Origin of the sequence: Nocardioides jishulii, assembly GCF_006007965.1 — a bacterium.
In the GTDB taxonomy this organism is placed as follows: Bacteria; Actinomycetota; Actinomycetes; order Propionibacteriales; family Nocardioidaceae; genus Nocardioides; species Nocardioides jishulii.
The window spans coordinates 3,006,967-3,031,546 of record NZ_CP040748.1; the positions used below are offsets into that span (position 1 = coordinate 3,006,967).

Here is a 24,580-nt window from a genome sequence, read left to right on the forward strand (position 1 = left end):
CGTCACAGGCTCCGATCAAGGAGGGGCTTGCGAGCCAGGCCGACGACGGCGCTGCCGTCCGCGCTGTAGCCGTCGGTGCCCTCCGTCATGGTCAGCAGGGTCTCTCGAGCCGACCGGATGCCAGCGGTGATCAGCTCGCGGTTGGCGTCAGCCATCGTGGTGACGTCGGTGGTGATCCGGGCGAAGGCGTCGCGGTGGTCGGCCAGGATGGTCGTCCAGGGCTCGTCCGCCGCGTCGATCAGGGCACGCAGGCTCGGGTTGGGGGCCAGGCCGAGGACCTCGGCGGCCTCGTCGGCAGCCACGGCTCGGACGAGCTCGGTCTCACGGATGGTCTCCAGGACCGACTCCACGTCCTTGGCCGCCTGGAGCAGCCAGCGGGTGCGGCCTGTGGCCATCACGAGCTGCTCGACCTCGAGCTTGTAGAGCAGCGTCTCCAGCAGCTCACGCTCGCGCCACAGGATCTGCGAGAGCTTCTCCATCGGTCTTCCCTTCGTCGTCCAGACCGCCATCTGGCCTGTGTACGTGCGGCATCAGACCATCCCATCGGCGTCCGTGCGGCGAACCTGAACGATTGTCGCGCACTGTCGAGATCGGTGACCCAGGTCACCGGGGGTACTGGTCCAGCCATCCTCGCCTAGCCCCGAGGGGCCACGAGGTGCCGGGACCTTGGTCCCTGCTTTGGGCCCGCACGGGCCATATACCTCTTTTTGGGTATGGGTGTTGTTAGTGAAGCGATGAACTAATCAGGTGTTCTCGGAAAACAGCACGACCCTCGATCGCCACGAGCTGATCACCTCAACCATGCCGCTGGTGGGCCACATCGTCCGCGAGATGGCCGGACGCGTGCCCCACCACGTGTCGCGCGACGACCTCACCTCGGCCGGGCTGGTCGCGCTGGTGCGGGCCGCCGACTCCTTCGAGCAGGAGCGTGGCGTCCCCTTCGCCCGTTACGCCGCGACCCGGATCCGGGGCGCGCTCATCGACGAGCTCCGCAGCGTCGACTGGGCCTCGCGCTCCGTACGCCGCCGCGCCCGCGACCTGGAGGGGACCCGGCACCAGCTGGCCGTCGCCCTGGGTCGGGTCCCGACCAACGCCGAGGTCGCCAGCGCCCTGGGCATGAGCCTGGACGAGGTCGTCGCCAACGACGACGACGTCGCCCGCGCCCAGGTGCTCTCCCTGCAGGGAGGTCCCGACGACGCGCTCGACGAGCTGGTCCCGGCCGACACCGCCACCCCCGAGCAGCTCGTCCTGCACCGCGAGCGCCTCACCTACATGGTGGAGGCCGTCGACGAGCTGCCCGAGCGTCTCCGCGTCGTCGTCACGGAGTACTTCCTGGCCGAGCGGCCCATGACCGAGATCGCCGAGCAGCTCGGCGTCAGCGAGTCCCGCGTCTCCCAGCTCCGCGCCGAGGCGCTCAGCCTCCTGCGTGAGGCGCTCAACCGCGAGCTCGACCCAGACCTGGTCACTCCCCCCAGCCGCCCCGAGGGTTGCGCCGCCCGACGCCGCGAGTCCTACTTCGCCGCCGTCGCCACCCGCCACGCGGCTGCTCTGCGACCCGCGCAGGTGGGTGTGGACGCGCGGGCCTGACCTCGTACGAAAAAAACTTCGCAGGACACCTCAGGGTCGCCACCCGGCGGCCGAACAGACAGGCAACGAAGTCCACGGACGGACTTCGGAACGTGACTCTCCAGGAAGGAAACCACCATGAGTCTCCGCATCAACCAGAACATCGACGCCTTCAACTCGTACCGCAACCTGTCGGTCACCCAGGGCCAGATGTCCAAGTCGCTGGAGAAGCTCTCCTCGGGCTTCCGCATCAACCGCGCCGCCGACGACGCCGCCGGTCTCGCGATCTCCGAGGGCCTGCGCTCGCAGGTCGGTGGCCTCAAGGTGGCCGTCCGCAACGCCCAGGACGGCATCTCCGTCGTGCAGACCGCTGAAGGTGCTCTCACCGAGGTCCACGGCATCCTGCAGCGCGTTCGCGACCTGGCCGTCCAGGGCGCCAACGACTCGAACAGCGCCGAGGCCCGCACCAACATCGAGACCGAGATCGCCAGCATCGGCGCCGAGCTCGACCGCATCGCCGAGTCCACCGAGTTCAACGGCACCAAGCTGCTCAACGGCTCGGTCGCCAGCCTGAACTTCCAGGTCGGCGCGCAGGGTGACGGCAACAGCTCCATCGCGGTCGTCCTCGACGACGTCAAGGCCACCGTCGACGGCATCAAGGACCTGAAGGTCACCGACTTCGCCACCGCCCAGGCCTCCATCGAGTCCGTGGACACCGCGATCGAGGCGATCTCCACCACTCGCGCCGGCCTGGGTGCTTCCCAGAACCGCCTCGAGCACACCATCAACAACGTGAACGTGGCGATCGAGAACCTCACCGCGTCGGAGAGCCGCATCCGCGACACCGACATGGCGCAGGAGATGATGAGCTTCACCCGCGCACAGATCCTGTCGCAGGCCGGCACCGCGATGCTCGCGCAGGCCAACCAGGCCCCGCAGGGCGTCCTGTCGCTCCTCCGCTGATCCAGCGGTAGCTGACACCAGCACCACCCAGCAGCATCCCCAGTGCCCCGGAGCCCACGCTCCGGGGCACTGCGGCTCTTCGACGACCTTTCCCCGGGATCGACCGCACGATCCCTCAGGTCGTGGCCGGCGCTGCCGATCATCCCTGCGTCGGACGCGCCGCGTCCGACGTCGACCAGATCCTTCGAGAGGAGACTCCGTGGCGACTGCGAGCATCAGCGGACTGGGCAGTGGCCTGGACACCGCCGGCATCGTCAGCCAGCTCATGCAGCTGGAGGCCGTGCCGCAGAGCAAGCTGAAGAGTCGCGTCACCTCCGAGGAGTCGGCGCTCAAGATCCTCCAGAACCTCAACTCCAAGGTGGCCGCTCTGGCCACCAAGGCAGGTGAGGTCGGAAAGTCCACTGCGTGGAGCTCCCTGACCTCGACCTCGTCGCACGAGGGGGTGACCGCCACGATCGCGGCAGGTGCCGCGGCGAGCAGCTTCACCGTCGACATCCAGGCCCTGGCCACCAGCCACGGCGAGACCCACCTCGGGACCGCCGCGGCCAGCGACGTGCTGGTCCCGGCCGACGCCGACGGCAAGCGGCTGCTGACGGTGACCCACCAGGACGGCACCACCGCCACGGTCGACGCCGGCGACGGGACTCTGCGCGGGATCGTCGACGGCCTCAACGCGACCGCCAGCGGCTCGGGCCTGCGGGCCACGATGCTGCAGGTCAGCCCGGGGGCGTACCGCCTCGTGGTCGACGCCGCTGCCACCGGTGCCGCCTCCTCCTTCACCCTGACGGCCGCCGACGGCAGCGCGCTGCTCGGTGGTCCCGAGGCGTCACGCACGCGGGCCGGGACCGACGCACAGGTCGAGGTCTCCGGCTTCACCCTGACCTCGTCGAGCAACACCTTCACCGACCTCATGCCGGGCGTCACGGTCACGCTCTCGGCCAAGGCGAAGGTCGGTGAGACCGCACAGGTCGAGGTCACCCGCGACGCCAGCACCCACGTCGCGACGATCAAGTCGTTCGTCGACGGCATCAACGCGCTGCTCAGCGACATCGATGCCCAGAGTGCCTACAACGCCACCACCAAGAAGGCAGGCGTGCTGGCTGGCGAGAGCGGCGTGCGCGAGCTGCGTACGGCCCTGGCCACCTCGCTCTACCCGAACGACGGCTCCTCCATGGCCGCCCTCGGCCTCCAGGTCGACCGCTACGGCAAGCTCGTCTTCGACGAGGAGAAGTTCGCGACGGCGTACGCCGCCGACCCCACCGCCGTCACGCAGGCCTTCGGCAGCACCGACGGCTTCGCGGCGCGGGTCCAGAAGGTGGCCGAGGCCGCGAGCGACAAGTACGACGGGACGCTGACGTCGGCGATCAAGGGCCGCACCGACGGCATCTCCCGGCTCACCGACTCGATCACCGCGTGGGACCTGCGGCTCGAGCTGCGCCAGAACTCGCTCACCCGCCAGTTCACCGCCCTCGAGGTGGCGCTCAGCAAGATGAACAGCCAGTCCAGCTGGCTGGCAGGTCAGATCAACTCCCTCTCCGGCTCCGAAAGTTGAGTGCGTCCATGAACGCGAACGTCCGCCAGACCTATCTCGGCGCCTCCGTCTCCACGGCGAGCCCGCAGCGGCTCCTGGTCATGCTCTACCAGCGGCTCGTGCTGGACCTCCAGCGTGGGCGCGACGCCCAGGAGGCCGGCCAGCGCGAGGAGGCGAACGGCCACCTGCTGCACGCCCAGGACATCGTCATGGAGCTGCGCATCAGCCTGCGCACCGACGCCTGGTCGGGCGCCCCTGCCCTCGCCTCGCTCTACGACTGGATGTACACCCAGCTCGTGCTCGCCAACACCCGCTGCGACGCCGCGATGACCGAGCACGTGCTCGCCCTTGCCGAGCAGCTGTGCGACACCTGGCGCCAGGCCGCCCTCCAGGCTGCCGGCTGATGCGTGGCGACACCGCCGCAGCCGTGAGCCCGTGGCACGACGAGCTCGACCGGCTCGAGGCAGAGCTGGAGGCGATCCGCGTCCTCCTGGCCAACCGCGAGCAGGGCAGCCACGCCGAGACGGTCGACACCGCGTCGTGGACGCCGGCCCCCGGGCTCGGCCCTCTCCCCCGCGACCTCGTGCCCCGCGCGGAGGCCCTCCTGGCCAGCCAGCGCCAGGTGCAGCTCGACCTCTCCCAGGCGATGGCGGCCACCAGCCGCCAGCGCGACTTCGCCGCCCGCGTCACCGACGCCACGGCTGCGCCCGCCGCCCCGGCGTACCTCGACGTCAGCGCGTGATTCCGCTCAGGACCCACCTCCGGCGACCGATGGAAGCCCTGTCAGCCCGCACCGCCCCCTGGTCCCCCCACCCGACAGGAGCCTGACGTGCACGCGCTCGTCATCGACGACTCCCGCTCGATGCGGATGATCCTGGCCCGCATCCTGCGCGGCGCCGGGTTCGAGATCACGGAGGCCGGCCACGGCCAGGAGGCGCTCGACCACCTCACTGGTGGGCTGCGCCCCGACCTGTGCCTCATCGACTGGAACATGCCCGTGATGAACGGCTACGAGTTCGTCACCGAGGTCCGCAAGGTGCGCGAGTGGCGCGACATCACTCTGATGATGGTCACCACCGAGAGCGAGCACTCCCGGATCGTCGCCGCCCTCGCCGCCGGCGCCCACGAGTACGTCATCAAGCCCTTCACCGCCGACGCCATCCTCGACAAGCTCGAGCTGCTCGGCCTGACCCACGACGGAGCGATCGCATGACCGCACCCGCGAGCGCGGACGCCCAGCAGGGCGCCGTCCTCAGCCCGGACGACGTCCGCACGCTGACCGAGGAGGTGTGGTCGACGTTCCTGGGCCACACCGCGCCCTTCACCGCCGCCGAGGCTCGCGCCTTCACCCCGACGTGGGCCGCCAGCGTCACCGTCAAGGGCGAGTGGAACGGCATGGTCTCCATGCAGCTGACCGGTGTCGGCGCCCACCGCCTGACCTGCGGCATGCTCGGCATGGACCCCGAGAGCGACGAGCCGTCGGAGGCCGACGTCGTCGACGCCGTCGGCGAGCTGGTCAACATGGTCGGTGGCAACGTGAAGAGCCTCGTGCCCGGTCCCAGCCAGCTCTCCCTGCCTCTGGTCGCCACGGGTCAGTTCGCCCACGGCTCCGACCAGCAGGAGATCGTGCGCCTCGACTTCGCCTGGGGTGACGAACCCGTCTCCCTCACCGTCCACTCGGGAAGTCCCGCCGTCAGCAAGGTGAACCGATGAAGATCCTCGTCGTCGACGACAGCCGCGTCATGCGCCAGATCGTCATCCGTACGCTGCGTCAGTCGGGCTATGCCGGCCACGACGTGGTCGAGGCCGAGAACGGCCTCCGGGCCGTCGAGATGGTGGCCACCGAGAAGCCCGACCTCGTGCTCTCCGACTGGAACATGCCCGAGATGAACGGCATCGACGCCCTCGCACACCTGCGGGCCTCCGGCTCAGAGGTGCCCTTCGGCTTCGTCACCTCCGAGGGCTCGGAGGAGATGCGGGCCCGCGCGGCCGCCGCCGGCGCGCTCTTCCTGATCGCCAAGCCCTTCACCCCGGAGCTGTTCGACGAGGCTCTCTCGGCGGTGCTCCCCCGGGCATGAAGGTTCACCTCCCCGTGGCCAAGGAGGTCCGTGACCTCCTCAGCGACCTCCTCGGAAAGCCCGTCTCGATCGAGCCGGCCGCCCCCCTGGCCCCCGGCCCGAAGCGCCCGGCGACGATCGGTGTGTACGTCGACGACTCGTTGCGCGTCGCTGCCCTGATCTGCTTCGACCTGCCGCTCTCGGCGTACGCCGGTGCGGCCATCGGCCTGGTGCCGCCCCAGGTCGCCGAGGACGCGGTCACCCAGGGCTCCCTGCCCGAGGTGCTCCGCGAGAACCTCCACGAGGTGCTCAACATCGCGGTGAGCCTCTTCAACAGCGCCCCCGGGGCCGACCACCTGCGCCTGCACGCGATGCACCCGGCCGGTGAGCCGACGCCGCGTGACGTGCTCGTGCACGCGCTGACCCTGGGTCGTCGCACGGACATGCGCGTCGACGTGCCGTACTACGGCACCGGGATCATCTCGGTCGTCCAGACCTTCTAGCCCATCGCCAGGGCCACCCCGTACGCGCCGAGGGGTGGCCCAGACCGGAGTTGCTGGTCCTTCTCGGGTGGTGCCGCGCGTCACCGGGTCTCTCCTTTCTGCTTTTCCCTGCGCCGTTCTTCTCAACTGCGCCCGGCAGCCGCCGAAGGGAGAGTCGAGCACGGAGCGCTCATCCCCGCCGAAGGACCGGCAACGCCCTCCCCGAGAGGTTTCCCTGCCATGCCCTTCGCTGTCTCCGACGCGGTCTCCCGCGTGCTCAGCTCCGCACTCGACGGGGCGTCGCTGCGCCAACGCGTGATCGCCGACAACATCGCCAACGTCGACACCCCCGGCTTCCGAGCCACCTCGGTCGACTTCGAGTCGTCGCTGCGCCAGGCCATCGCCTCGGGCCGCTTCGCCGCCGGGGACGCCTCGGTGACCGCCCGCGGGATCCCGACCAACACCCCGGTGGGCGTGAACGGCAACAACGTCGACCTGCGCAAGGAGTCGCTGGCCGCGATCCAGTCGCAGTTCCAGTACCAGCTCCTCACCCGCGCGGCCTCCGACCGCCTGGCCGTGGTCCGCACCGCAGCGACGGGGCAGTGATGGGCGCCTTCGACCTGCTCCACATCGCGGGGTCGAGCCTCGGCATGCACCAGACCTGGTTGGACGCCCTGGCCCACAACATCGCCAACGCCAACACGGTCACCGGCACCGACGAGGACGCCTTCCAGGCCCAGATGGTGGTGGCCCGCGCCCGCCCCGACGGCGGTGTCAGCGTCGGTGGCATCGAGTACGGCGACCCGGAGGGCCGGATGGTCCACAGCCCGGACCACCCGCTGGCCGACGAGAACGGCTACGTGCGCCTGCCCGACATCGACATGTCCAGCCAGATGAGCCAGCTGGTCATGGCCCAGCGCGGCTTCCAGGCCTCGGTGCAGGTCACCAAGACCGCCCAGGACTCCTACAACGCTGCCCTGCAGATCGGACGCTCATGAGCATCTCAGGTATCGAGGCGATGGGCTTCACGCCGTACGTCGCCCCGGTGGTCACCCCGACCGCCCTCCCGACGGTCGGCGGACCGCAGGGTCCCGACGGCGCCGGCGGAGAGTTCGGCGAGCTGCTGCTCGACGGCCTCGAGCGCCTCGAGTCGGTGCAGACCAACGCCGACCAGCTCGCCGTCAAGGCTGCCACCGGTGACCTCGACAGCATGCACGACTACACGATCGCCGCGACCGAGGCCAGCGTGACCACCCAGCTGACGGTCGCCGTGCGCAACCGCGCGGTCGAGGCCTTCAACGAGATCATGCGGATGCAGGTCTGATGAAGGAGACCGCCACCCGCCTCCTCGCCCGCGTCCGTGAGTCGCTGGCCGGCTTCAGCACCGGCCAGAAGGCCATCGCCGGCGTCGGCGTCCTCGCGCTGCTGCTCGCCGGCTTCATGGTCTTCCGCTGGGTCGCCACCCCGAGCTACAGCCCCCTCTACTCGCAGATGAGCTCCGAGGACGCCGCCGCCGTCATCGAGGAGCTCACCGCCACCGGCGTCCCGCACAAGCTCTCCGACGACGGCAACACCGTCCTCGTCCCCAAGGAGCAGGTGCACGAGACCCGGATCGCGCTCAGCGGCGAGGGCCTGCCCGCCAACAAGGACGGCGGCTACTCGCTGCTGGACGAGCAGAGTCTCTCCACCTCGCAGTTCCAGGAGCAGACCTCCTTCAAGCGCGCCATGGAGGGCGAGCTCGCCAGCACGATCGAGGCCATCGACGGCGTCAGCACCGCCGTCGTGCACCTCGCCATGCCCGCCAAGCAGGTCTTCGCCAAGGAGCAGGACCCCACCACCGCCTCGGTCCTGGTCGACACCCAGGCTGGCAAGGCCTTCACGCCCGAGCAGGTCCAGGCCGTGGTCCACCTGATCGCCTCAAGCGTCGACGGCCTGGCCCCCGAGAAGGTGACGGTCGCCGATGCCAGCGGCCGCGTGCTCTCGGCCGACGCCGCCTCCGGCGGCCTCGGCGCCGGCACCCGGACCCAGGCGATCCAGGAGCACCAGGACGAGCTGAACGCCAAGATCCAGCGCACCCTCGACACCGTCGTCGGCCCCGGCAACTCCACCGTCGCCGTGACCGCCAACCTCGACTTCGACAAGTCGGTCAGCACCAGCACGACGTACGAGTCGGACCCCGAGGCGAAGCCGCTCTCGAGCAACCGCCAGCGCGAGACCTACACCGGCCCCGGCGCCCCGGGCGTCGGCGGCGTCGTCGGCCCTGAGGGCAACACCGAGATCGACGGCAACGGCAACGGCAACGGCAACTACGCCAAGAACTCCACCACCGAGGACAACGCGGTCAACTCCGTCGTCGAGCGACGCGAGTCCGCCCCCGGCGCCGTCGACTCCCTGCACATCGGAGTGGCGCTGGACAGCAACGCCCCGATCAAGGTGAGCAACGCCGACATGCGCCGACTGATCGCCGCAGCGATCGGTGAGGACCTCGACCGCGGCGACACCGTCGAGGTCACCTCGATGCCCTTCGACCGCAGCGCCCAGGAGGCCGCCGAGGCCGAGCTGGCCGACGCGGAGAAGGCCGAGGCCGAGGCAGCGCTTCTCGCCCTCATCCGCAACGTGGCCCTCGGCGTGGTCGTGGTCATGGTCGGGCTGCTGGCCTGGATGCAGGGACGCCGCCGCGCCCGGGCTCGCGCCGACGCCACCAGCTACGTGGTCGAGCAGCTCCGACTGGACGCGCAGACACGCGCCGAGGCGCTGCCCGAGGCACCGAGCCCGGCTCTGGCAGCGCTGGAGTCAGCCGAGCACGACGAGGTCGAGAAGATGCGTGACGAGCTCGCGGCCCTGGTCGAGCGCCAGCCCGAGGACGTCGCCGCGCTGCTGCGCGGCTGGCTCGTGGAGCCGCCCCGATGAGCGCCGTGACGACGTCGGCAGGCGTGCGCAAGACCGCCGTCCTGCTGATCCAGATGGGTCGCGACAAGGCTGCCCAGGTGATGAACCACCTCTCCGAGTCGGAGGTCGAGCTGGTCTCCGCCGAGATCGCCCGCCTCAGCTCGGTGAGCGCCGACGAGTCCACCAACGTGCTCACGGAGTTCCACGACCTGCTGGTCGCCCGAGCCCACGTCTCCAAGGGTGGTCTCGACTTCGCCCACCAGATGCTGGAGCAGTCGCTCGGGCCGGAGCGCGCCGCCGAGGTCATCGAGCGCCTCAACGCCGCTGCGGTGCAGATGCCCTTCCAGTTCCTGCACCGGGCCGACCCCGCCCAGATCCGCTCCTTCATCGCCGACGAGCACCCGCAGGTCATCGCCCTGGTGCTCGCCCACATGACCGCGGACAAGGCCTCCCTGCTGCTCTCGGGCCTCGCGCCCCAGCTGCAGGCCCAGGTGGCCCACCGCATCGCGGTGATGGACCGGACCTCCCCCGAGATGGTGCGCTCCGTCGAGGCGATCCTGGAGCGCAAGCTCTCCTCGATGCTCCAGCCCACGGAGCTGTCGCAGGTGGGCGGCGTCGACCCCCTGGTCAACATCATCAACCGCTCCGACCGCTCCACCGAGCGTCAGATCGTCGAGGGCCTGGAGGCGCTCGACGCCACCCTGGCCGACGAGATCAAGAGCCGGATGTTCATGTTCGAGGACATCGTCACCCTCGACGACCGCTCGGTGCAGCAGGTGCTGCGCGAGGTCGACGGTGCCGACCTGGCGCTCGCCCTCAAGGGCGTGCCCGAAGGCGCGGTGCGCAACAAGATCACCGGCAACCTGTCCGAGCGTGCTGCGGAGAACCTGCTCGAGGAGGTCGAGCTGCTCGGCCCGGTCAGGCTCACGCAGGTCGAGGAGGCCAGGCAGAACATCATCCGGACCATCCGCCGCCTCGAGGAGCAGGGCCAGATCATGGTCCGGCGTGGGAACGACGATGAGTTCGTCGACTGACGTGGCCGCCGGCTCCGGCGTCGCCCCCTTCCGCACCCGCGACCTGCGGGTCGGCACATGGACCCGTCTGGCGCCCGACAGCGCGCTGGGCGACCCGGTCAGCGAGCGCACCCTCACCGAGGTGGCCGAGCAGGCCCGTGCCGCGGCGCAGGCCCAGGGCTACTCCGTGGGCTGGGCGCAGGGTCGTCGCGAGGCGGCTGCCGAGGCCCGGGTGAGGGCCACGGCCGAGGCCGAGCGCCTGGCGCTCGCCGAGGAGCAGCGCGCGGCCGAGCACCGCGACGCCGTGCAGGCCCTGCTCGCCGCCGCCGCCCAGCTCCGCGCGGTGCTCGACGGCGCGGGTGCCCGGGTCGAGGCCCAGGGCACCGAGCTGGCCTGGGCCCTCACCGAGCAGCTCGTCGGCCACGAGGTGCGCGGCGCCACCGCGGCCGACGTCGTACGCCGCGTGCTCGCCCTCGCGCCCACGGGCGAGGTCGCGTGCGTACGCCTGCACCCCGACCACCTCGAGTCCCCCGAGCTGAAGCTGCTGGCCGACGGCACCCGTTGCGTCGCCGACCCCACCCTGGGCCGCCTCGACGCGGTCGTCGAGGTCGCCGACCACGCGTTCGACCTGCGGATCGACGCCGCGATGACCCGCGTCCGCGAGGTGCTCGCGTGACCTCCCTCGACCCGCGTACGTCCGTGGCTGCGCTCGCCGCCGCAGCACCGGCCCTCCTCGGCCGGGTCTCCCAGGTGCTGGGCCTGCAGCTGGTCGTCACCGGCCTGCCGGCCGCCGTCGGCGACCTCGTCGAGGTCGAGGGCGACGAGCCGGTGCTGGCCGAGGTTGCAGCCAGCGGCCCCGAGGGGCTGACCTGCCTGCCGCTGGGGTCCACCACCGGCCTCACCGCCGGCGCCCTGGTGCGCCACACCGGTGGACCGTTGCGGATCCGGGTCGGCGAGGAGCTGCGCGGCCGCGTGCTCGACGGGCTCGGCCGTCCCATCGACGGCGGACCCTCCCTCGACCACCTGTCCCTGGTCGGGGTCGACCACCCCGCCCCCGACGCCCTGGCCCGTCCGCGCATCGTGCACCAGCTCGGGCTCGGCGTCCGCGCCCTCGACTCCCTCGTCCCCTGCGGACGCGGTCAGCGCCTCGGCATCATGGCCGGCTCCGGCGTCGGCAAGTCGAGCCTGCTCTCCATGGTCGCCCGCGGCACCGACGCGGAGATCTGCGTCCTCGCCCTGGTCGGCGAACGTGGCCGTGAGGTGCGCGAGTTCATCGAGAACGACCTCGGTCCCGAGGGTCTGGCCCGCTCGATCGTGGTCGTCGCCACCTCCGACGCCCCGCCCGTCGAGCGCCTGCGCGCCGCCTTCGTCGCCACCCGCATCGCCGAGTCGTTCCGCGACGCCGGCCGCCACGTGGTGCTGATGATGGACAGCCTGACCCGCGTGGCGATGGCCCAGCGCGAGATCGGCCTGTCGGCCGGCGAGCCTCCCGCCACCCGCGGCTACCCGCCGAGCGTCTTCGCGCTGATGCCCCGCCTGCTCGAGCGGGCCGGCACCTCCCCGGTCGGCAGCATCACCGGCCTCTACACCGTGCTCGTCGAGGGCGACGACATGCAGGACCCGATCGGCGACACCGCCCGCTCGATCCTCGACGGTCACGTGGTGCTCTCGCGCCGTCTGGCCACCTCGGGCCACTTCCCCAGCATCGACGTGCTCGAGTCGATATCGCGCGTCAACGGTGCGGTCACCACCCCCGACCAACGTCAGGACGCGACCTGGTTGCGACGCCTGCTCGCCGCGCACCGCGACGTCAAGGAGCTCGTCGAGATCGGGGCGTACGCCCGTGGCGCCGACCCGGACGCCGACCTCGCCCTGGCCCTGATGCCGCGCATCAACGACTTCCTGCGCCAGGAGATGGACGACTCCACCCCGACCGCGCAGACGTGGGGCCGGCTGCACGCCCTGCTGCATCCCGCTGAGCTGGGGGCCGCGTCGTGAGCGCCCGCAACCTCGACCGCGGCATGCGGGCCGTGGAGCGTGTCCGCGCGGTGCGCGAGCGCGACAGCCGGATCGGACTGCAGCAGGCGCTCGCCGAGCGCGAGCAGCGACGTGCCCGCCTCGCCGACCTGAACGACCAGCTGGCCAGTTCTCCCGCCTGGGACGAGGGTGACGCCACCTCCTTCCGCGCCCGCCGCGCCGCCGTCCTGGCGATCGGGGCAGCCGCCGGGGCGGCAGGCGACCAGCTCGGCGCCGCCCACCGCATCGCCGACTCCGCGCAGGCGCACTGGTCCACCGACAAGACCCGGCTCGCCGCCGTCGAGTCGCTGCTGGCCCGGCGGGCCGAGGTCAGGCGCGGCGAACGGGCGCACCGCGAGGCCGTCGAGCTCGACGACATCGCCGCCCAGCTGTGGGGGCGCGCCCAGCGCGTCAGGCCTGCCGCTTCCTTCCCCACAACTCCCGCCTCCTCCTCTGCCACCCCCACCCGTTCTCCCCTCGACCCGCAAGGTGCCCGATGAGCGTCGCCGACGTGACCAGTCGGATCTCCGAGATCCAGAGCCAGCTCACGCTGCTCGCCCCCAGCCCGTCCAGCCTCTCCACCGGGCAGGCGGCCTTCAGCGCCGCCCTCGAGGGCGCCCTCCTCGACACCGGGAGCACCGCCGGCGGGACCGGCGGCGGCACCGCCGCTGGCGAGGCTGTGGTCGACGAGGCGAAGAAGTACCTCGGCATCCCCTACGTCTGGGGCGGCACCGACCCGTCGAAGGGGCTGGACTGCTCGGGCCTGGTCCAGCTGGTCTACCGCAACCTGGGCTACGAGCTGCCGCGCGTCTCCTACCAGCAGGCCGCTGCCGGCCGACCGGTGGCGAGCATGGCCCAGGCCCAGCCCGGCGACCTGATCGCCTGGGACAACTCGAGCCGCAACAAGGGCGTCGACCACATCGCCATCTACATCGGCAACGGGAAGATGATCGAGGCGCCGCGCACCGGTCTCGACGTCCGGATCATCGACGTGCCCACCACCCCCGACGTGATCCGTCGGATCGTTCCCGACGCCGGACTCGCAGGCGTGCAGCCGGCGTCCGTGCCCGGCCTGCCGGCCGGCGGCGCAGCGTTCGCCCCGCTCTTCGCCACGGCCGGGGCCACGCACGGGGTCTCCCCCGCCCTGCTCGCTGCCGTCGCCCGTCAGGAGTCCGGCTTCGACCCGACCGCGGTCAGCCCCGCCGGCGCCCAGGGGCTCATGCAGCTGATGCCCGCGACTGCGCAGGGCCTCGGAGTGAGCAACTCCTTCGACCCGGGTCAGGCCGTCGACGGCGCCGCACGGCTGCTGCGCGACCTGCTCGACCGCTTCGGCAGCACCGACCTGGCGCTGGCTGCGTACAACGCCGGGCCGGGCGCGGTGATGCGGCACGGCGGCATCCCGCCCTACCAGGAGACGCAGAACTACGTGCGATCGATCATGGCGATGCTGGAGGGGGCCCGATGACCGCGCTTCCCCCGCTGCCGGCCAGCGCCGCTCCCGCCGCCAGCGCAGCCGGGCCGTCCGCCTCGTCGGGCGCCGGCTCGGGAGGCTTCCTCGAGATGCTGCTCGCGGCCCTGCCCGGCGCAGCTGTGGCTGCCCCCACCACCCCAGCCACCCCCACTGGCACGGGTACCCCGACGGGGCTCACCGGCCTCCCCTCCGAGGCGAGCGACGCGACTGTGTCCCGCGACCAGGACGCCGACGCGGAGACCGGTCCGCAGGCGGAGACCGAGCCGGTCCTGCCCGTGCCGTTCTCCGCGACCCCGCCGGTTGCCGTCACCGAGGCTGTCCGGCTGGCCGAGGCGCCCACCGGGACCACGACCGACGCCACCGAGCCCAGGACCGACGAGTCAGGCGGACGTACGTTCCTGCTGCCCGGCCCCGTCGCGACGCCGCAGGGGGCAGCGCTCTCCGCGCCGGTCTCCCTGGCTGGCGTCTCGGCCGCTTCGGTGCCGCTCGCGGACGGCATCCAGCCCGACTCCACGACCACCGCCACGACCACCGCCACGAGCGCTGCCACGACCGCCGGCGCCACCGGGGTGCCCGCCTCCGGTGCCCCGAGCGCGACTTCCGCACCGGGCATCGACATCTCGGCCATGACCCCGGTCCAGGCCGTGACCACAGCTCCGCCCATCGCAACCGCTGCCAGCGCCGCGACGGCGACCCCGACTGCGGCTCCGCCGGTGGCGGACCAGGTCTTCGGCGAGGTGTCGCGCCTCGTCTCCCGGGGCGACGGCACGCACCGGCTCACCATGACACTCAGCCCGGAGGCGCTCGGCGACGTACGCGTGACGCTCACCCTCCGCAACGGAGAGGTCACCGTCGACTTCGCGGCCGGCGACGAGGCCCGGCGCGCCCTGCTCGAGAGCGCGCCCGAGCTGCGCCGCCTGCTCGAGTTGACCGGTGCGAGCGAGAGCCGGGTCACCGTGCGCGACGGCGCCGGCCCAGGTGCGGGCCAGGCCCACGACGGCCCCTCCACCAGCGGCAGGGGCGCCGACGAGGCCCACCGCGACCAGGACCACCACGCAGGGACGCGTGACGGAGAGAACGCCATGGATGGCAACCACCGCGGACCAGGCGACACCCGCCTGCCGCACGACCCGGTCAGGTCGACCCGCGCTGCGGGCCTCGACCTGACCCTGTGAGGAGGAAACGTGTCGATCCCGGCCACCGAGGCCGTGACTCCGGGACTGTTCGGCACCGGAGCCACTGCGACTCAGACCACCCAGGACAAGGACATGTTCCTGCAGCTCCTGGTCACCCAGATGCGCTACCAGGACCCGCTCAACCCCACCGACTCCAGCCAGTTCCTGGCCCAGACGGCGCAGTTCACGTCGCTGGAGAAGATGCAGGCCGTGGCTGACCAGACCGCGCTGCTGCTCGCCTCCCAGATGGCCTTCGGGGCCAGTGGGCTCGTCGGGCGCCACGTCACCTACACCGACGCCGACGGCAAGGTCCAGAAGGGCACGGTCTCCGGCGTGACCTTCGGCGCCTCCGGCCCGGTGCTCGACATCGACGGCGCCGAGGTGCCGTTGGGCTCCATCGTGTCGGTCACCGACGGGACAGCCACTCCCGACGCGACCACCGACTCCGACTGACCTTCCTGATCGTCCCCTTCTCCATCACTCTGCTCTCCATCACTCTGCGAGGAAACCCATGCTCCGCTCACTCTTCTCCGGCATCTCCGGGCTCCGCGTCAACCAGACCATGCTCGACGTGACCGGCAACAACATCGCCAACGCCAACACCACCGGCTTCAAGTCCTCGACCACGGTCTTCCAGGACACCCTCAGCCAGCTGCTCGGTGGCGCCACCGCCGCCAACGCCACCGGCGGCGGCACCAACCCGACCCAGGTCGGCCTCGGCGTGCAGCTCGCCGCGACCGCCACCAACTTCGGTCAGGGCTCGGCCCAGACCACCGGCCGGGCCACCGACCTGATGATCCAGGGCGACGGCATGTTCGTCGTCCGCAAGGGCAACGAGCAGCTCTACACCCGTGCGGGCGCCTTCGCGTTCGACGAGACCGGCGTGCTGGTCAGTCCCAACGGCAACCGGGTGCAGGGCTACCTCCTCGACGCGGCCGGCAACCCCACGGGCGGCCTCGCCGACGTCACCCTCGACGTCGCCAACGCGGTCCCCGCCGTGCCTGCCGGCGTCAGCATGACCTCGTACCAGATCGGCAGCGACGGCAAGGTCCGCGGCATCTTCTCCGACGGCGTGCAGCGCGACATGGCGCAGATCGCCCTGGCCAACTTCACCAACGTCCAGGGCCTGGAGAAGGTCGGGGAGACCTCCTTCCGCGCCAGCGCCAACTCGGGCGCTGCGCAGATCGGCACCCCCGGTGAGGGCCAGATGGGCAAGATCGTGGGTGGCGCCCTGGAGATGTCCAACGTCGACCTCGCCGCTGAGTTCACCAACCTGATCCTCGCCCAGCGCGGCTTCCAGGCCAGCTCGCGAGTGATCACCACCTCCGACCAGGTGCTCGAGGAGCTCGTCAACATCAAGCGCTGACGACTCCCCGGCCGCGACCGGCGCGTGCTCCGCGAGGAGCCGCGTCGGTCGTCGGCATTTCGCCACCTCGGACGCCTCAGGTGCCGGTGCGGCCCGCCGATGGGGTGGGTGTCGCCCCACGGACGGGCCGACTCCCGTGGACAGCACAAGGATGGTGCGCTCGATGATCATGTTGACCCGTCTGTCAGGCACGCCGTTCGTGCTCAACTCAGACCTGATCGAACGCATCGACGCCACCCCCGACACCGTCGTGACGCTCGCCGACGGCACCAAGTACGTCGTGGCCGACTCGATGCCCCAGGTCGTCGACGCCGTGCGCACCTACCGCAGCGAGATCGTCGCGCTCTCCTGGCAGCTCGACCCGAGCTCGGGACGTACACCTGCGGCGGCAGCTCCCGCCCCCAGCCACCTGGCCACGGTAGCCCCGCTGCCGGGCGTCGAGGTCGAGGGCACTCCTGAGGAGGAGAACTGATGGATCCGGCCACCCTGATCGGCATCATCCTGGCCTTCGCGGTGATCGCGATCGCCAACCTCCTCGAGGGCGGCGACCCCACGGCGATGTTCCTGCTGCCCCCGATGCTCCTGGTCTTCGGAGCCACCCTGGCGATCACCGTCGCCGGTGGCACCGTCGCCGACGCCAAGCACGCCCTGGTCTCCCTCAAGCACGCCTTCACCGGCAAGCCCGCCAGCTCCGCCGACCTCGTGCCCGTCGTCGTCTCCCTGGCCGAGCGCGCCCGCCGCGAGGGCCTGCTCGCGCTCGAGGACTCGCTGCGCGAGATCGACGACCCGTTCCTGGTCAAGGGCATGACCCTGGCCATCGACGGGACCGACCCCGAGGAGGTCCGCGAGATCCTCGAGGCCGAGGTCTACGCCAAGAAGGCCCAGGACAAGCACGCGGCCAAGTTCTTCGGCGACGCTGGCGCCTACGCCCCCACCATCGGCATCGTCGGCACGGTCATGGGCCTCGTGCACGTGCTCGAGAGCCTCGCCGAGCCCGAGAAGCTCGGCCACCTGATCGGCGCCGCCTTCCTCGCGACCCTGTGGGGCGTCTTCTCCGCCAACGTGCTGTGGCTGCCCATCAGCAACCGCCTCAAGCGCCTGAGCGAGCTCGAGACCACCCGCATGGAGGTCGCCATCGAGGGCATCGCCGCCATCCAGTCCGGCTCCAACCCCCGGGTCGTGGCGCAGAAGCTGACGTCGCTCCTCCCCGCGGGACAGCACGCCGAGGCGGCCTGAGATGGCTCGCCGCACACGCCGCGAGATCGAGGAGGAGCACGAGAACCACGAGCGGTGGATGGTCACCTACGCCGACATGGTGACGCTCCTGATGGTGCTCTTCATCGTCATGTTCGCGATGAGCCAGGTCGACGAGGAGAAGTACGGGGCCCTGAAGCAGGGGCTCGCCACCGGCTTCGGCGGCCAGTCAGCCACCGTGATGGACGGCTCCCGGGCCCTGCTCGACAAGGAGGGCAGCGCCCCGGTCACGCCTCTCCCCAACGGGGACGACCCCGAGCTCACCGCCGAGCAGCGCCGGGCGGTGGACGCCGCGGTCACCCGCCAGGAGCAGCTGCGCCGGCAGCGCGCGTACGGCGACGTCGAGGCCGAGGTCGACCGACTGGTGGAGATCCGCGACCGGCTGGAGCGGGCCATGCGCCGAGGCGGCCTGGGGCGTGACGTGGTCACCACCATCGACAACCGTGGCCTGGTGGTCAGCCTGGTCTCGCGCCACGTCGTCTTCGAGGCCGACCGCGCCGAGCTGACCCCGCGCGGCACCCAGGTGGTCAACACCCTCGCGACGGTGCTGCGCCGCATCCCGGACCCGCTCCAGGTCGACGGCCACACCAACCAGGTGCCGGTGAAGCCGAAGTACTACGCCACCGACTGGGACCTGTCGGCGGCCCGCGCCATCACCGTCCTGCGGCACCTGGACGAGACCCAGGGCATCAAGGGCTCGCGCCTGACGGCGTCGGCCTTCGGCCACGAGAAGCCGCTGGTCGACCCGGCCAGGGCTGGGTCCCAGCGCATCAACAAACGAGTCGACATCGTCGTCCTCTCCTCGCTCCCGGCCGAGAGCCGCGAGCTGCTGGAGCAGGCCGCGAAGCAACGAGGAGGCAGGACATGACGGTGACGGCGATGCCACCCACGGCAGGCGAGCAGACCGAGGCCCCGGAAGGCAAGGGCAAGGGCAAGGGGAAGCGCAAGAAGATCATTGTCGCGGTGCTGGTCCTGGTGGTCGGCGCAGCGGGATGGTTCTTCTTCCTCAAGCCCGACGCCGAGAGCGCCCCGGTCCCCGGCGAGGTGGTGGTGCTGGACTCGATCCAGGTGAACCTCGCCGCCGGCCACTACCTGCGCCTGGGCCTGGCACTGCAGCTCACCGAGGAAGCCCACGACATCAACGGCAGCAAGGCCCTGGACGCCGCCATCACGGTCTTCAGCGGCCTCGAGATCGCTGACGTCGCCCGTGGTGAGCAGCGCGAGGAGTTGCGCGAGGAGCTGATGGAGAAGCTCGACGAGGCCTACCACGGCGAGGTGCTCGAGGTGTTCTACACCGAGTTCGTCACGCAGTGAGCCCGCTCGGGACGCGCCGTCACGACGGTGCGTCCCGAGCCACACCTCGAAAACGCTCAGGAGGGCCCCCGGGCCGCCGATTCGTCAGCACGTGACCCCTCCTGCCTCCACGACCGTGTCCCGCCCCGGGACCTCGGGCGCCCGTGCGCGCCGTCGTACGCGCCGGGCCGAGCCGGTGCCCTACGACTTCCGGCAGCCGATCCAGCTCTCCCGTGAGCACTCGCGCATCCTGCAGCTCGGGTTCGACTCCTTCGCCCGACAGGCGACGACGGTCTTCACCTCGCTGCTGCGCACCGTGTGCCAGATGCAGCTGGTCTCGGTCCAGCAGCTGAGCTACGACGAGTACATCGACTCGCTCCAGGGGCCCACCTACCTGACGAAGTTCCTCGCCGAGCCGATGAGCGGCCAGGGCATGGTCGCGATGCCGCTGGGCGCCGCCATGGCCAGCATCGACCACATGCTCGGCGGTCCGGGCTCGCCGGTGCAGCCGCAGCGGCCGCTGACCGAGATCGAGAGCAACGTCATCGCCAGCCTCATGGAGCGCCTGCTCCACGAGATGCGCTACGGCCTCGCGTCGATCGTGGACCTCGAGCTCGCCGCGACGGGCGTCGAGTACAGCCCCCAGTTCGCCCAGGTGGGGGGCGCCGGCGACGCGATGGTCGTGGTCGTCCTCGACCTGCGCATCGCCGAGCAGACCCACCAGGTGAGCCTCTGCCTCCCCTTCAACGGCCTGCTCCCGCACCTCGTCAGGGCTGCCGCCCCCGCGCCGGTCTCCGACCGTGAGCGGGCCAAGAAGGCCCAGGCCGCCGAGATGCTCAAGGCCCAGTTCTCGCTGGTGCCTGTCGACGTCTCGATCCGCTTCCGCGCGACCCACCAGGACCCGCACTGCCTCGGCTCGCTGAAGCCCGGTGACGTGCTGCGCCTCGCGCACCCCTCGACGGCACCCCTCGACGTCGTCGTCGACGACACCACCTTCGCCCACGCCACCGCGGGGGCCAAGGGCCCCCGCCTCGCCGCCCTCATCGTCGACGCCACCAAGGAAACCCGATGACCCTCTCCCCCGACACCGCCCTCGCCCTCGCTGCCGCGGAGGCCGCCGCCGAGGTGCTGCCCGCGGTCACCCCGCTGACGGCCGCCGGCGCCCAGCAGGGCACCGAGCACGTCACCGCCTCGTTCGCCGGTGCCGCCACCGCCCAGCTCACGGTCGGGGACGGACGTACGCACCGCATCGCCGTCCTGGTCGGGCAGGACCTCGTGTCAGCGCTCGCCGAGAGCCCCCTGGGTGGCCTCGACCTGGCCGCCGCCACCCAGCCCGCGGTCGACGCGATCGCCGGGGTCCTGGGCGCCACCGCCCGCGCCGGCGTGGTGACCGAGATGTCCCTGGTCATCTCCGACCTGGCCGGTCCCTTCACCGTGGTCCCGCTGGTCGGCGACGGCATCGACGCCGCGGTGCTGCTGCCCGACGCGTTGCTCTCGGCTCCTGCGGCCACCCCCGCAGCCGTCCAGCCGGCGACCGCCACGGTTCCGCAGCAGTTCGGCACGGCCAGCCCCCAGGTCTTCGCGGGCACCGCCGCCGCTCCGGCCAGCCGCGGCATCGAGATGCTGGCCGGGGTCGACATGGAGGTCACCGTCGAGCTGGGCCGCACCCGGATGACGGTGCGCGACCTGCTCGCCCTCTCCCCCGGGACCGTGCTCGAGCTCGACCGCGCGGCCGACGGCCCGGCCGACCTGCTGGTCAACGGTCGTCTGATCGCCCGCGGCGAGGTCGTCGTCGTCGACGAGGACTTCGGCCTGCGGATCACCGAGATCATCGAGGAAGCAGGCGTCTGACTCGTGCTCGAACTCACCCTCCGGCTGATCTTCTCGCTGGCCGTCGTCGTCGGGCTGCTCCTGCTGCTCGCCCGTTTCGGTGCTCGCCGCTTCTCCGGTGGGGCCGGCAGCCTGGTGAACGTGGTGCACCGCCAGCCCCTGAGCCGTACGTCGGCCGTCGCGGTCGTGACCGTGGGCAGCCGCGTGCTCGTGCTCGGCACGACCGAGCAGCAGGTCAGCGTGCTGGCCGAGCTCGACCCGGAGGAGCTCGTCACCGAGGAGCAGGTCGCGGAGGCGCTCGCAGTCCCGACCTCGGGCTCCACCGACGCCAGCGACACCGCCGGTGCCGAGGCGCCGACTGCCTCGCTGCCCGCGACCCAGGCCCTGACGCCCCCCAAGCACCTGGGGAACCAGCCCGGCTTCGGTGGGCTGAACGGGTCCGTCCTCTCCCCCAGCACCTGGAAGCAGGCGTTGGCCGCCCTCTCGACTCCCACCAGGAAGGCGTCGTGAGCTCCACGCCCCCGCGCCGGTCGTTGGCCCGCCTGCTGCTCGGCCTGCCCCTGGTGGTGCTGGGACTCTGTGCGCTGCTCACGTGGCCGGCGACTGCGGCGACCGCTGCCGGCACGGGCGCCACGACCGACGCGTACGCAGCCCTGACCACCCTCGACCTCGAGCGCGGCATGCTGATGGCCGACCCGGGCGGTCCCGACGGTCCTGCCGGCCCGTCCAGCTCGGTGACCGTGGAGCTCGACGACCTGACCAAGAACCCGAGCACCTCGGTCGTCGTCATCCTGGCGATGACGCTCCTCTCGCTGCTCCCGGCGATCCTGCTCACCTGCACCAGCTTCACCAAGATCCTCGTGGTGCTGGGCCTCACCCGCAATGCGCTGGGCCTGCAGCAGACGCCGAACAACCAGGTGCTGGCCGGTCTGGCGCTCTTCCTCAGCCTCTTCATCATGGGCCCCGTCCTGAGCCAGATGAACGACGTCGGCCTGCAGCCCTACCTGGCCGGCGACAAGACCGTCACGGTGGCCATGGACGACGGGATCGAGCCGCTGCGCGAGTTCATGCTCGACCAGTCGGGCGACGAGGAGCTGCTGCTGCTCACCAACGTCGCCGGCCGCGACCTGCCCGACGACCGCGCCGACGTCGCCCTCACCACGCTCGTGCCGGCCTTCGTGCTGAGCGAGCTGAAGGAGGCCTTCATCATCGGCTTCGTCATCTTCATCCCGTTCCTGGTGATCGACATCGTCGTCTCCGGCGCCCTGATGGCGCTGGGCATGATGATGATGCCGCCGGTGATGGTGTCGCTGCCGTTCAAGCTGCTCCTCTTCGTCCTCGTGGACGGGTGGGGCCTGGTGATCTCCTCCTTGGTCGCCAGTTACGGCGGGAGTGGCTAGTGACCGACACCACCGTCATCGAGATCGCCCTGCAGACGATGCTGGTCGCCCTCAAGCTCTCCGCACCCATCCTGGTGACCTCGCTGGTCATCGGCTTCACGGTCTCGCTCTTCCAGTCGATGACCCAGATCCAGGAGTTCACGCTCGCCTTCGTGCCCAAGCTGATCGGTGTCGGCGTGGCCCTGCTGATCTCGGGCAACTGGATGCTGCACACCCTGGTCAACTTCACCCTTGACCTCTTCGAGGCGCTGCCCTCGATGCTCGGCTGACCCGGAGCCCGAGCCGTGACCCTCACCGTGGATGGCCAGGAGCTGATCGGCCTCCTCCTGGCCTCCGTACGCATCGTCGCGTGGATGGCGATCGTGCCGCCGTTCTCGTCGCGCTCGGTGCCGGCGATGGCCAAGGTCGTGCTCTCCCTCGGCCTCGCCTTCGCTGTCGGCCCCTCGGCCGCCGGCCAGCTCCCGGTCGACGGCTGGGGCCTGATCGTGGTGACGCTCACCCAGGTCGCCGTGGGCGTGGGCATGGGCTTCGTGACCTTCCTGCTCTTCCAGGCCATCGCCACGGCCGGCACCCTGGTCGACCTCTTCGGCGGTTTCGCGCTGGCCCAGGGCTTCGACCCGTTGGCCATGAACATGAACACCGTCTTCGGCAAGTTCCACCAGATGCTCGCCACGGTGCTGCTCTTCGTCACCGGCGGCCACCTGCTCGTCATCGGGGGCCTGCTGAGCACCTTCGAGCTGCTGCCGCTGGGCGAGGTCCCCGACACGGCCGGCGCCCCGGGGGTGCTGACGACCGCCTTCACGCTCTTCTTCGTCACGGCGGTGCAGATCGCCCTGCCGATGATCGCCGTGCTCTTCGTGGCCGACCTCGGTCTGGCGCTGCTGACCAAGGTCGCGCCTCAGCTCAACGCGATCAACGTGATGTTCCCGGCCAAGATCGGCCTGACCCTGCTCCTGCTGGGCCTCTCCTTCCCTGTGCTGCCCGCCGCCCTCGAGCGACTCGTCAACCTCGCCAACGAGGCCATGGCGACCATCGCCGGCGGGGGGTGAGCGGTGTCCGAGGAGAAGACCGAGCAACCCACGGCGCAGAAGCGCAAGGAGAACCGCAAGGAGGGTCAGGTCCCGCGCACCCAGGAGCTGGGCGGCTGGGGCTCGATGCTGCTCGTCGGCATGGTCCTGCCCCTCCTGCTGGGCCGCGAGCTGGAGGCGCTGCGTGACCTGATGGTCGCCTCCTTCCGGGCGGCGTCGTCCCCCGACGTCGCGACCTCGCTCGAGATGCTCTCCGAGGGGTTGTGGCACGTCGGGCTCACCCTGGTGATCCTCGGCTGCGGCGTGATGGTGATCGGCGTCGCCGCCACCCTCGCCCAGGGCGGCTTCTACCTCGCCACCAAGGCCGTTCAGCCGAAGTGGTCGAAGCTCAACCCGATCAGCGGCGCCAAGCGGATCTTCGGCCCCCAGGCGTGGTGGGAGGGCGCGAAGATGCTCATCAAGAGCTCGGTCGTGGGCTTCCTGGCCTACGGCGTCATCGCCTCGATGATCCCCCTGCTCGGCGGCCTGGTGCCGATCCCCGTCGTGCTCGACGTGGTGCGCGAGAAGTCGCTCGCGCTGATCCGCAACGTGGCCGTCGCCGGCCTGGTGCTCGGCGGGCTCGACTACGCCTTCCAGCGTCGCCGCGTGGGCAAGCAGGCCCGGATGACCAAGCACGAGGTCAAGCAGGAGAGCAAGAACACCGAGGGCGACCCCTTGGTCAAGAGCGCCATCCGCTCGCGCCAGCTGGCCGCCTCCCGCAACCGGATGATGGCCGACGTGCCCACCGCCGACGTCGTGCTGGTCAACCCGACCCACGTCGCGGTGGCGCTGAAGTACGACGCCGAGCGAGGCGCCCCCCAGGTGGTGGCGCGCGGCGCGGGCGCGGTGGCGCAGCGCATCCGTGACGTGGCCACCGAGCACCGCGTGCCGCTGGTGCGCGACGTACCCCTGGCCCGGGCGCTGCACTCCTCCACCCAGGTCGGACAGGAGATCCCCGCCGAGCTCTTCGCGGCCGTCGCCCAGGTGCTGGCCTTCGTGATCAGCCGCCGCACCCGTGGCCACCACGGCGGCGAGCACCGTACGCCGCGCGCCGACGAGGAGCTGCCCCGCGTGCTGCCCGCCGGGCGTCGGCGGCCCTCGACGTCGCCGCCCGCCGGCCCGTCCACCTGACCTGCACCCTCGGAAACCCTCAACCCGGCGACCGGGTGGCCGATCGGACCACCGGACGCCAGGGACGGTGACGCCG

33 protein-coding genes are annotated in these 24,580 nt (G+C 71.2%); 32 read left to right on the plus strand and 1 reads right to left on the minus strand.

All coding sequences use genetic code 11. From position 1 onward, the window contains the following. Positions 1–2: 2 nt before the first annotated feature. Positions 3–479, minus strand: coding sequence for a flagellar protein FlgN (locus FCL41_RS14305; RefSeq protein ID WP_137064992.1), 477 nt, complete (start codon positions 477–479; stop codon positions 3–5). A gap of 268 nt (positions 480–747) precedes the next feature. Between FCL41_RS14305 and FCL41_RS14310 the strand changes: the two genes are divergently transcribed. The 32 genes from FCL41_RS14310 to FCL41_RS14465 all read left to right on the plus strand — a co-directional run bounded on the left by FCL41_RS14310 (position 748) and on the right by FCL41_RS14465 (position 24,504). Continuing rightward, on the plus strand, positions 748–1,587 hold the full coding sequence (locus tag FCL41_RS14310; protein WP_239021657.1) for a sigma-70 family RNA polymerase sigma factor: 840 nt from the start codon (positions 748–750) through the stop codon (positions 1,585–1,587). Between the two features lie 117 nt (positions 1,588–1,704). Continuing rightward, positions 1,705–2,529: a flagellin N-terminal helical domain-containing protein gene (locus FCL41_RS14315; protein WP_137064991.1), complete on the plus strand. Its 825-nt coding sequence runs from the start codon at positions 1,705–1,707 to the stop codon at positions 2,527–2,529. Positions 2,530–2,728: 199 nt separating this feature from the next. After that, entirely contained in the window at positions 2,729–4,081 is a 1,353-nt protein-coding gene (gene fliD / locus FCL41_RS14320) for a flagellar filament capping protein FliD (protein ID WP_137064990.1), read from the plus strand. A gap of 8 nt (positions 4,082–4,089) precedes the next feature. Beyond that, on the plus strand, positions 4,090–4,464 hold the full coding sequence (gene fliS / locus FCL41_RS14325; RefSeq protein WP_137064989.1) for a flagellar export chaperone FliS: 375 nt from the start codon (positions 4,090–4,092) through the stop codon (positions 4,462–4,464). Further along, positions 4,464–4,802, plus strand: coding sequence for a hypothetical protein (locus FCL41_RS14330; protein WP_137064988.1), 339 nt, complete (start codon positions 4,464–4,466; stop codon positions 4,800–4,802). Before fliS ends, FCL41_RS14330 begins: the two co-directional genes overlap by 1 nt. 87 nt (positions 4,803–4,889) lie before the next feature. After that, a complete protein-coding gene (locus FCL41_RS14335; RefSeq protein ID WP_137064987.1) occupies positions 4,890–5,273 on the plus strand; it encodes a response regulator in 384 nt (127 codons plus the stop codon). Continuing rightward, positions 5,270–5,773: a chemotaxis protein CheX gene (locus tag FCL41_RS14340; protein WP_137064986.1), complete on the plus strand. Its 504-nt coding sequence runs from the start codon at positions 5,270–5,272 to the stop codon at positions 5,771–5,773. Before FCL41_RS14335 ends, FCL41_RS14340 begins: the two co-directional genes overlap by 4 nt. Beyond that, the gene (locus tag FCL41_RS14345) at positions 5,770–6,138 is read left to right on the plus strand and encodes a response regulator (RefSeq protein WP_137064985.1); all 369 of its coding nucleotides are present in this window, start codon (positions 5,770–5,772) and stop codon (positions 6,136–6,138) included. Before FCL41_RS14340 ends, FCL41_RS14345 begins: the two co-directional genes overlap by 4 nt. Then, the gene (locus FCL41_RS14350) at positions 6,135–6,620 is read left to right on the plus strand and encodes a hypothetical protein (protein ID WP_137064984.1); all 486 of its coding nucleotides are present in this window, start codon (positions 6,135–6,137) and stop codon (positions 6,618–6,620) included. The genes FCL41_RS14345 and FCL41_RS14350 overlap by 4 nt, the downstream gene beginning before the upstream one ends. Positions 6,621–6,839: 219 nt before the next feature. Beyond that, positions 6,840–7,205, plus strand: a complete 366-nt coding sequence (locus FCL41_RS14355; protein ID WP_137064983.1) for a flagellar basal body rod protein FlgB — start codon at positions 6,840–6,842, stop codon at positions 7,203–7,205. Beyond that, positions 7,205–7,597, plus strand: a complete 393-nt coding sequence (locus FCL41_RS14360) for a flagellar basal body rod protein FlgC (RefSeq protein ID WP_137064982.1) — start codon at positions 7,205–7,207, stop codon at positions 7,595–7,597. Before FCL41_RS14355 ends, FCL41_RS14360 begins: the two co-directional genes overlap by 1 nt. Continuing rightward, positions 7,594–7,923 carry a flagellar hook-basal body complex protein FliE gene (gene fliE, locus FCL41_RS14365; RefSeq protein WP_137064981.1) on the plus strand — a complete coding sequence of 110 codons (330 nt, stop codon included), beginning with the start codon at positions 7,594–7,596 and terminating at the stop codon, positions 7,921–7,923. The genes FCL41_RS14360 and fliE overlap by 4 nt, the downstream gene beginning before the upstream one ends. Then, positions 7,923–9,509: a flagellar basal-body MS-ring/collar protein FliF gene (gene fliF, locus FCL41_RS14370; RefSeq protein WP_137064980.1), complete on the plus strand. Its 1,587-nt coding sequence runs from the start codon at positions 7,923–7,925 to the stop codon at positions 9,507–9,509. Before fliE ends, fliF begins: the two co-directional genes overlap by 1 nt. Continuing rightward, positions 9,506–10,522 carry a flagellar motor switch protein FliG gene (gene fliG / locus FCL41_RS14375; protein ID WP_137064979.1) on the plus strand — a complete coding sequence of 339 codons (1,017 nt, stop codon included), beginning with the start codon at positions 9,506–9,508 and terminating at the stop codon, positions 10,520–10,522. The genes fliF and fliG overlap by 4 nt, the downstream gene beginning before the upstream one ends. Beyond that, positions 10,506–11,177 carry a FliH/SctL family protein gene (locus FCL41_RS17535; RefSeq protein ID WP_137064978.1) on the plus strand — a complete coding sequence of 224 codons (672 nt, stop codon included), beginning with the start codon at positions 10,506–10,508 and terminating at the stop codon, positions 11,175–11,177. Before fliG ends, FCL41_RS17535 begins: the two co-directional genes overlap by 17 nt. Continuing rightward, on the plus strand, positions 11,174–12,499 hold the full coding sequence (locus FCL41_RS14385; RefSeq protein WP_137064977.1) for a FliI/YscN family ATPase: 1,326 nt from the start codon (positions 11,174–11,176) through the stop codon (positions 12,497–12,499). Before FCL41_RS17535 ends, FCL41_RS14385 begins: the two co-directional genes overlap by 4 nt. Further along, a complete protein-coding gene (locus FCL41_RS14390) occupies positions 12,496–13,017 on the plus strand; it encodes a flagellar FliJ family protein (RefSeq protein ID WP_137064976.1) in 522 nt (173 codons plus the stop codon). Before FCL41_RS14385 ends, FCL41_RS14390 begins: the two co-directional genes overlap by 4 nt. Next, positions 13,014–13,982, plus strand: a complete 969-nt coding sequence (locus tag FCL41_RS14395; RefSeq protein ID WP_137064975.1) for a transglycosylase SLT domain-containing protein — start codon at positions 13,014–13,016, stop codon at positions 13,980–13,982. Before FCL41_RS14390 ends, FCL41_RS14395 begins: the two co-directional genes overlap by 4 nt. Continuing rightward, positions 13,979–15,163, plus strand: a complete 1,185-nt coding sequence (locus tag FCL41_RS14400; RefSeq protein WP_137064974.1) for a flagellar hook-length control protein FliK — start codon at positions 13,979–13,981, stop codon at positions 15,161–15,163. Before FCL41_RS14395 ends, FCL41_RS14400 begins: the two co-directional genes overlap by 4 nt. Positions 15,164–15,172: 9 nt before the next feature. Further along, positions 15,173–15,616 (plus strand): flagellar hook capping FlgD N-terminal domain-containing protein, encoded by a 444-nt coding sequence (locus tag FCL41_RS14405; RefSeq protein WP_212723061.1) that lies wholly within the window; start codon positions 15,173–15,175, stop codon positions 15,614–15,616. 58 nt (positions 15,617–15,674) lie between these two features. Then, positions 15,675–16,529 (plus strand): flagellar hook-basal body complex protein, encoded by an 855-nt coding sequence (locus tag FCL41_RS14410; RefSeq protein ID WP_137064973.1) that lies wholly within the window; start codon positions 15,675–15,677, stop codon positions 16,527–16,529. Positions 16,530–16,692: 163 nt separating this feature from the next. Then, the gene (locus FCL41_RS14415) at positions 16,693–17,001 is read left to right on the plus strand and encodes a flagellar FlbD family protein (RefSeq protein WP_137064972.1); all 309 of its coding nucleotides are present in this window, start codon (positions 16,693–16,695) and stop codon (positions 16,999–17,001) included. Beyond that, complete coding sequence (locus tag FCL41_RS14420) at positions 17,001–17,765, plus strand: motility protein A (RefSeq protein ID WP_137064971.1); 765 nt, start codon at positions 17,001–17,003, stop codon at positions 17,763–17,765. Before FCL41_RS14415 ends, FCL41_RS14420 begins: the two co-directional genes overlap by 1 nt. A gap of 1 nt (position 17,766) precedes the next feature. After that, entirely contained in the window at positions 17,767–18,651 is an 885-nt protein-coding gene (locus FCL41_RS14425; RefSeq protein WP_137064970.1) for an OmpA/MotB family protein, read from the plus strand. Continuing rightward, on the plus strand, positions 18,648–19,097 hold the full coding sequence (locus FCL41_RS14430; RefSeq protein ID WP_137064969.1) for a flagellar basal body-associated FliL family protein: 450 nt from the start codon (positions 18,648–18,650) through the stop codon (positions 19,095–19,097). Before FCL41_RS14425 ends, FCL41_RS14430 begins: the two co-directional genes overlap by 4 nt. Before the next feature lie 115 nt (positions 19,098–19,212). Then, entirely contained in the window at positions 19,213–20,148 is a 936-nt protein-coding gene (locus FCL41_RS14435) for a flagellar motor switch protein FliM (RefSeq protein WP_239021658.1), read from the plus strand. Then, positions 20,145–20,927, plus strand: a complete 783-nt coding sequence (gene fliN / locus FCL41_RS14440; protein ID WP_137064967.1) for a flagellar motor switch protein FliN — start codon at positions 20,145–20,147, stop codon at positions 20,925–20,927. Before FCL41_RS14435 ends, fliN begins: the two co-directional genes overlap by 4 nt. 3 nt (positions 20,928–20,930) lie before the next feature. Then, positions 20,931–21,416, plus strand: coding sequence for a flagellar biosynthetic protein FliO (locus tag FCL41_RS14445; RefSeq protein ID WP_137064966.1), 486 nt, complete (start codon positions 20,931–20,933; stop codon positions 21,414–21,416). Further along, positions 21,413–22,306, plus strand: a complete 894-nt coding sequence (gene fliP / locus FCL41_RS14450) for a flagellar type III secretion system pore protein FliP (RefSeq protein WP_239021659.1) — start codon at positions 21,413–21,415, stop codon at positions 22,304–22,306. The genes FCL41_RS14445 and fliP overlap by 4 nt, the downstream gene beginning before the upstream one ends. Then, positions 22,306–22,575, plus strand: a complete 270-nt coding sequence (locus tag FCL41_RS14455) for a flagellar biosynthetic protein FliQ (protein ID WP_137064965.1) — start codon at positions 22,306–22,308, stop codon at positions 22,573–22,575. The genes fliP and FCL41_RS14455 overlap by 1 nt, the downstream gene beginning before the upstream one ends. A gap of 15 nt (positions 22,576–22,590) precedes the next feature. Beyond that, on the plus strand, positions 22,591–23,355 hold the full coding sequence (locus FCL41_RS14460) for a flagellar biosynthetic protein FliR (RefSeq protein WP_137064964.1): 765 nt from the start codon (positions 22,591–22,593) through the stop codon (positions 23,353–23,355). Positions 23,356–23,358: 3 nt separating this feature from the next. Then, on the plus strand, positions 23,359–24,504 hold the full coding sequence (locus tag FCL41_RS14465) for an EscU/YscU/HrcU family type III secretion system export apparatus switch protein (protein WP_137064963.1): 1,146 nt from the start codon (positions 23,359–23,361) through the stop codon (positions 24,502–24,504). Positions 24,505–24,580 lie beyond the last annotated feature (76 nt).

What these genes read in the sequence shown, in the direction of transcription:
- FCL41_RS14305 (WP_137064992.1), bottom strand. Translation starts at nt 479, where the DNA reads ATGGAGAAGCTCTCGCAGATCCTGTGGCGCGAGCGTGAGCTGCTGGAG.
- FCL41_RS14315 (WP_137064991.1), top strand. Translation starts at nt 1,705, where the DNA reads ATGAGTCTCCGCATCAACCAGAACATCGACGCCTTCAACTCGTACCGC.
- fliS (WP_137064989.1), top strand. Translation starts at nt 4,090, where the DNA reads ATGAACGCGAACGTCCGCCAGACCTATCTCGGCGCCTCCGTCTCCACG.
- FCL41_RS14330 (WP_137064988.1), top strand. Translation starts at nt 4,464, where the DNA reads ATGCGTGGCGACACCGCCGCAGCCGTGAGCCCGTGGCACGACGAGCTC.
- FCL41_RS14340 (WP_137064986.1), top strand. Translation starts at nt 5,270, where the DNA reads ATGACCGCACCCGCGAGCGCGGACGCCCAGCAGGGCGCCGTCCTCAGC.
- FCL41_RS14345 (WP_137064985.1), top strand. Translation starts at nt 5,770, where the DNA reads ATGAAGATCCTCGTCGTCGACGACAGCCGCGTCATGCGCCAGATCGTC.
- FCL41_RS14350 (WP_137064984.1), top strand. Translation starts at nt 6,135, where the DNA reads ATGAAGGTTCACCTCCCCGTGGCCAAGGAGGTCCGTGACCTCCTCAGC.
- FCL41_RS14355 (WP_137064983.1), top strand. Translation starts at nt 6,840, where the DNA reads ATGCCCTTCGCTGTCTCCGACGCGGTCTCCCGCGTGCTCAGCTCCGCA.
- FCL41_RS14360 (WP_137064982.1), top strand. Translation starts at nt 7,205, where the DNA reads ATGGGCGCCTTCGACCTGCTCCACATCGCGGGGTCGAGCCTCGGCATG.
- fliE (WP_137064981.1), top strand. Translation starts at nt 7,594, where the DNA reads ATGAGCATCTCAGGTATCGAGGCGATGGGCTTCACGCCGTACGTCGCC.
- fliF (WP_137064980.1), top strand. Translation starts at nt 7,923, where the DNA reads ATGAAGGAGACCGCCACCCGCCTCCTCGCCCGCGTCCGTGAGTCGCTG.
- fliG (WP_137064979.1), top strand. Translation starts at nt 9,506, where the DNA reads ATGAGCGCCGTGACGACGTCGGCAGGCGTGCGCAAGACCGCCGTCCTG.
- FCL41_RS17535 (WP_137064978.1), top strand. Translation starts at nt 10,506, where the DNA reads ATGAGTTCGTCGACTGACGTGGCCGCCGGCTCCGGCGTCGCCCCCTTC.
- FCL41_RS14395 (WP_137064975.1), top strand. Translation starts at nt 13,014, where the DNA reads ATGAGCGTCGCCGACGTGACCAGTCGGATCTCCGAGATCCAGAGCCAG.
- FCL41_RS14400 (WP_137064974.1), top strand. Translation starts at nt 13,979, where the DNA reads ATGACCGCGCTTCCCCCGCTGCCGGCCAGCGCCGCTCCCGCCGCCAGC.
- FCL41_RS14410 (WP_137064973.1), top strand. Translation starts at nt 15,675, where the DNA reads ATGCTCCGCTCACTCTTCTCCGGCATCTCCGGGCTCCGCGTCAACCAG.
- FCL41_RS14415 (WP_137064972.1), top strand. Translation starts at nt 16,693, where the DNA reads ATGATCATGTTGACCCGTCTGTCAGGCACGCCGTTCGTGCTCAACTCA.
- FCL41_RS14420 (WP_137064971.1), top strand. Translation starts at nt 17,001, where the DNA reads ATGGATCCGGCCACCCTGATCGGCATCATCCTGGCCTTCGCGGTGATC.
- FCL41_RS14425 (WP_137064970.1), top strand. Translation starts at nt 17,767, where the DNA reads ATGGCTCGCCGCACACGCCGCGAGATCGAGGAGGAGCACGAGAACCAC.
- FCL41_RS14430 (WP_137064969.1), top strand. Translation starts at nt 18,648, where the DNA reads ATGACGGTGACGGCGATGCCACCCACGGCAGGCGAGCAGACCGAGGCC.
- fliN (WP_137064967.1), top strand. Translation starts at nt 20,145, where the DNA reads ATGACCCTCTCCCCCGACACCGCCCTCGCCCTCGCTGCCGCGGAGGCC.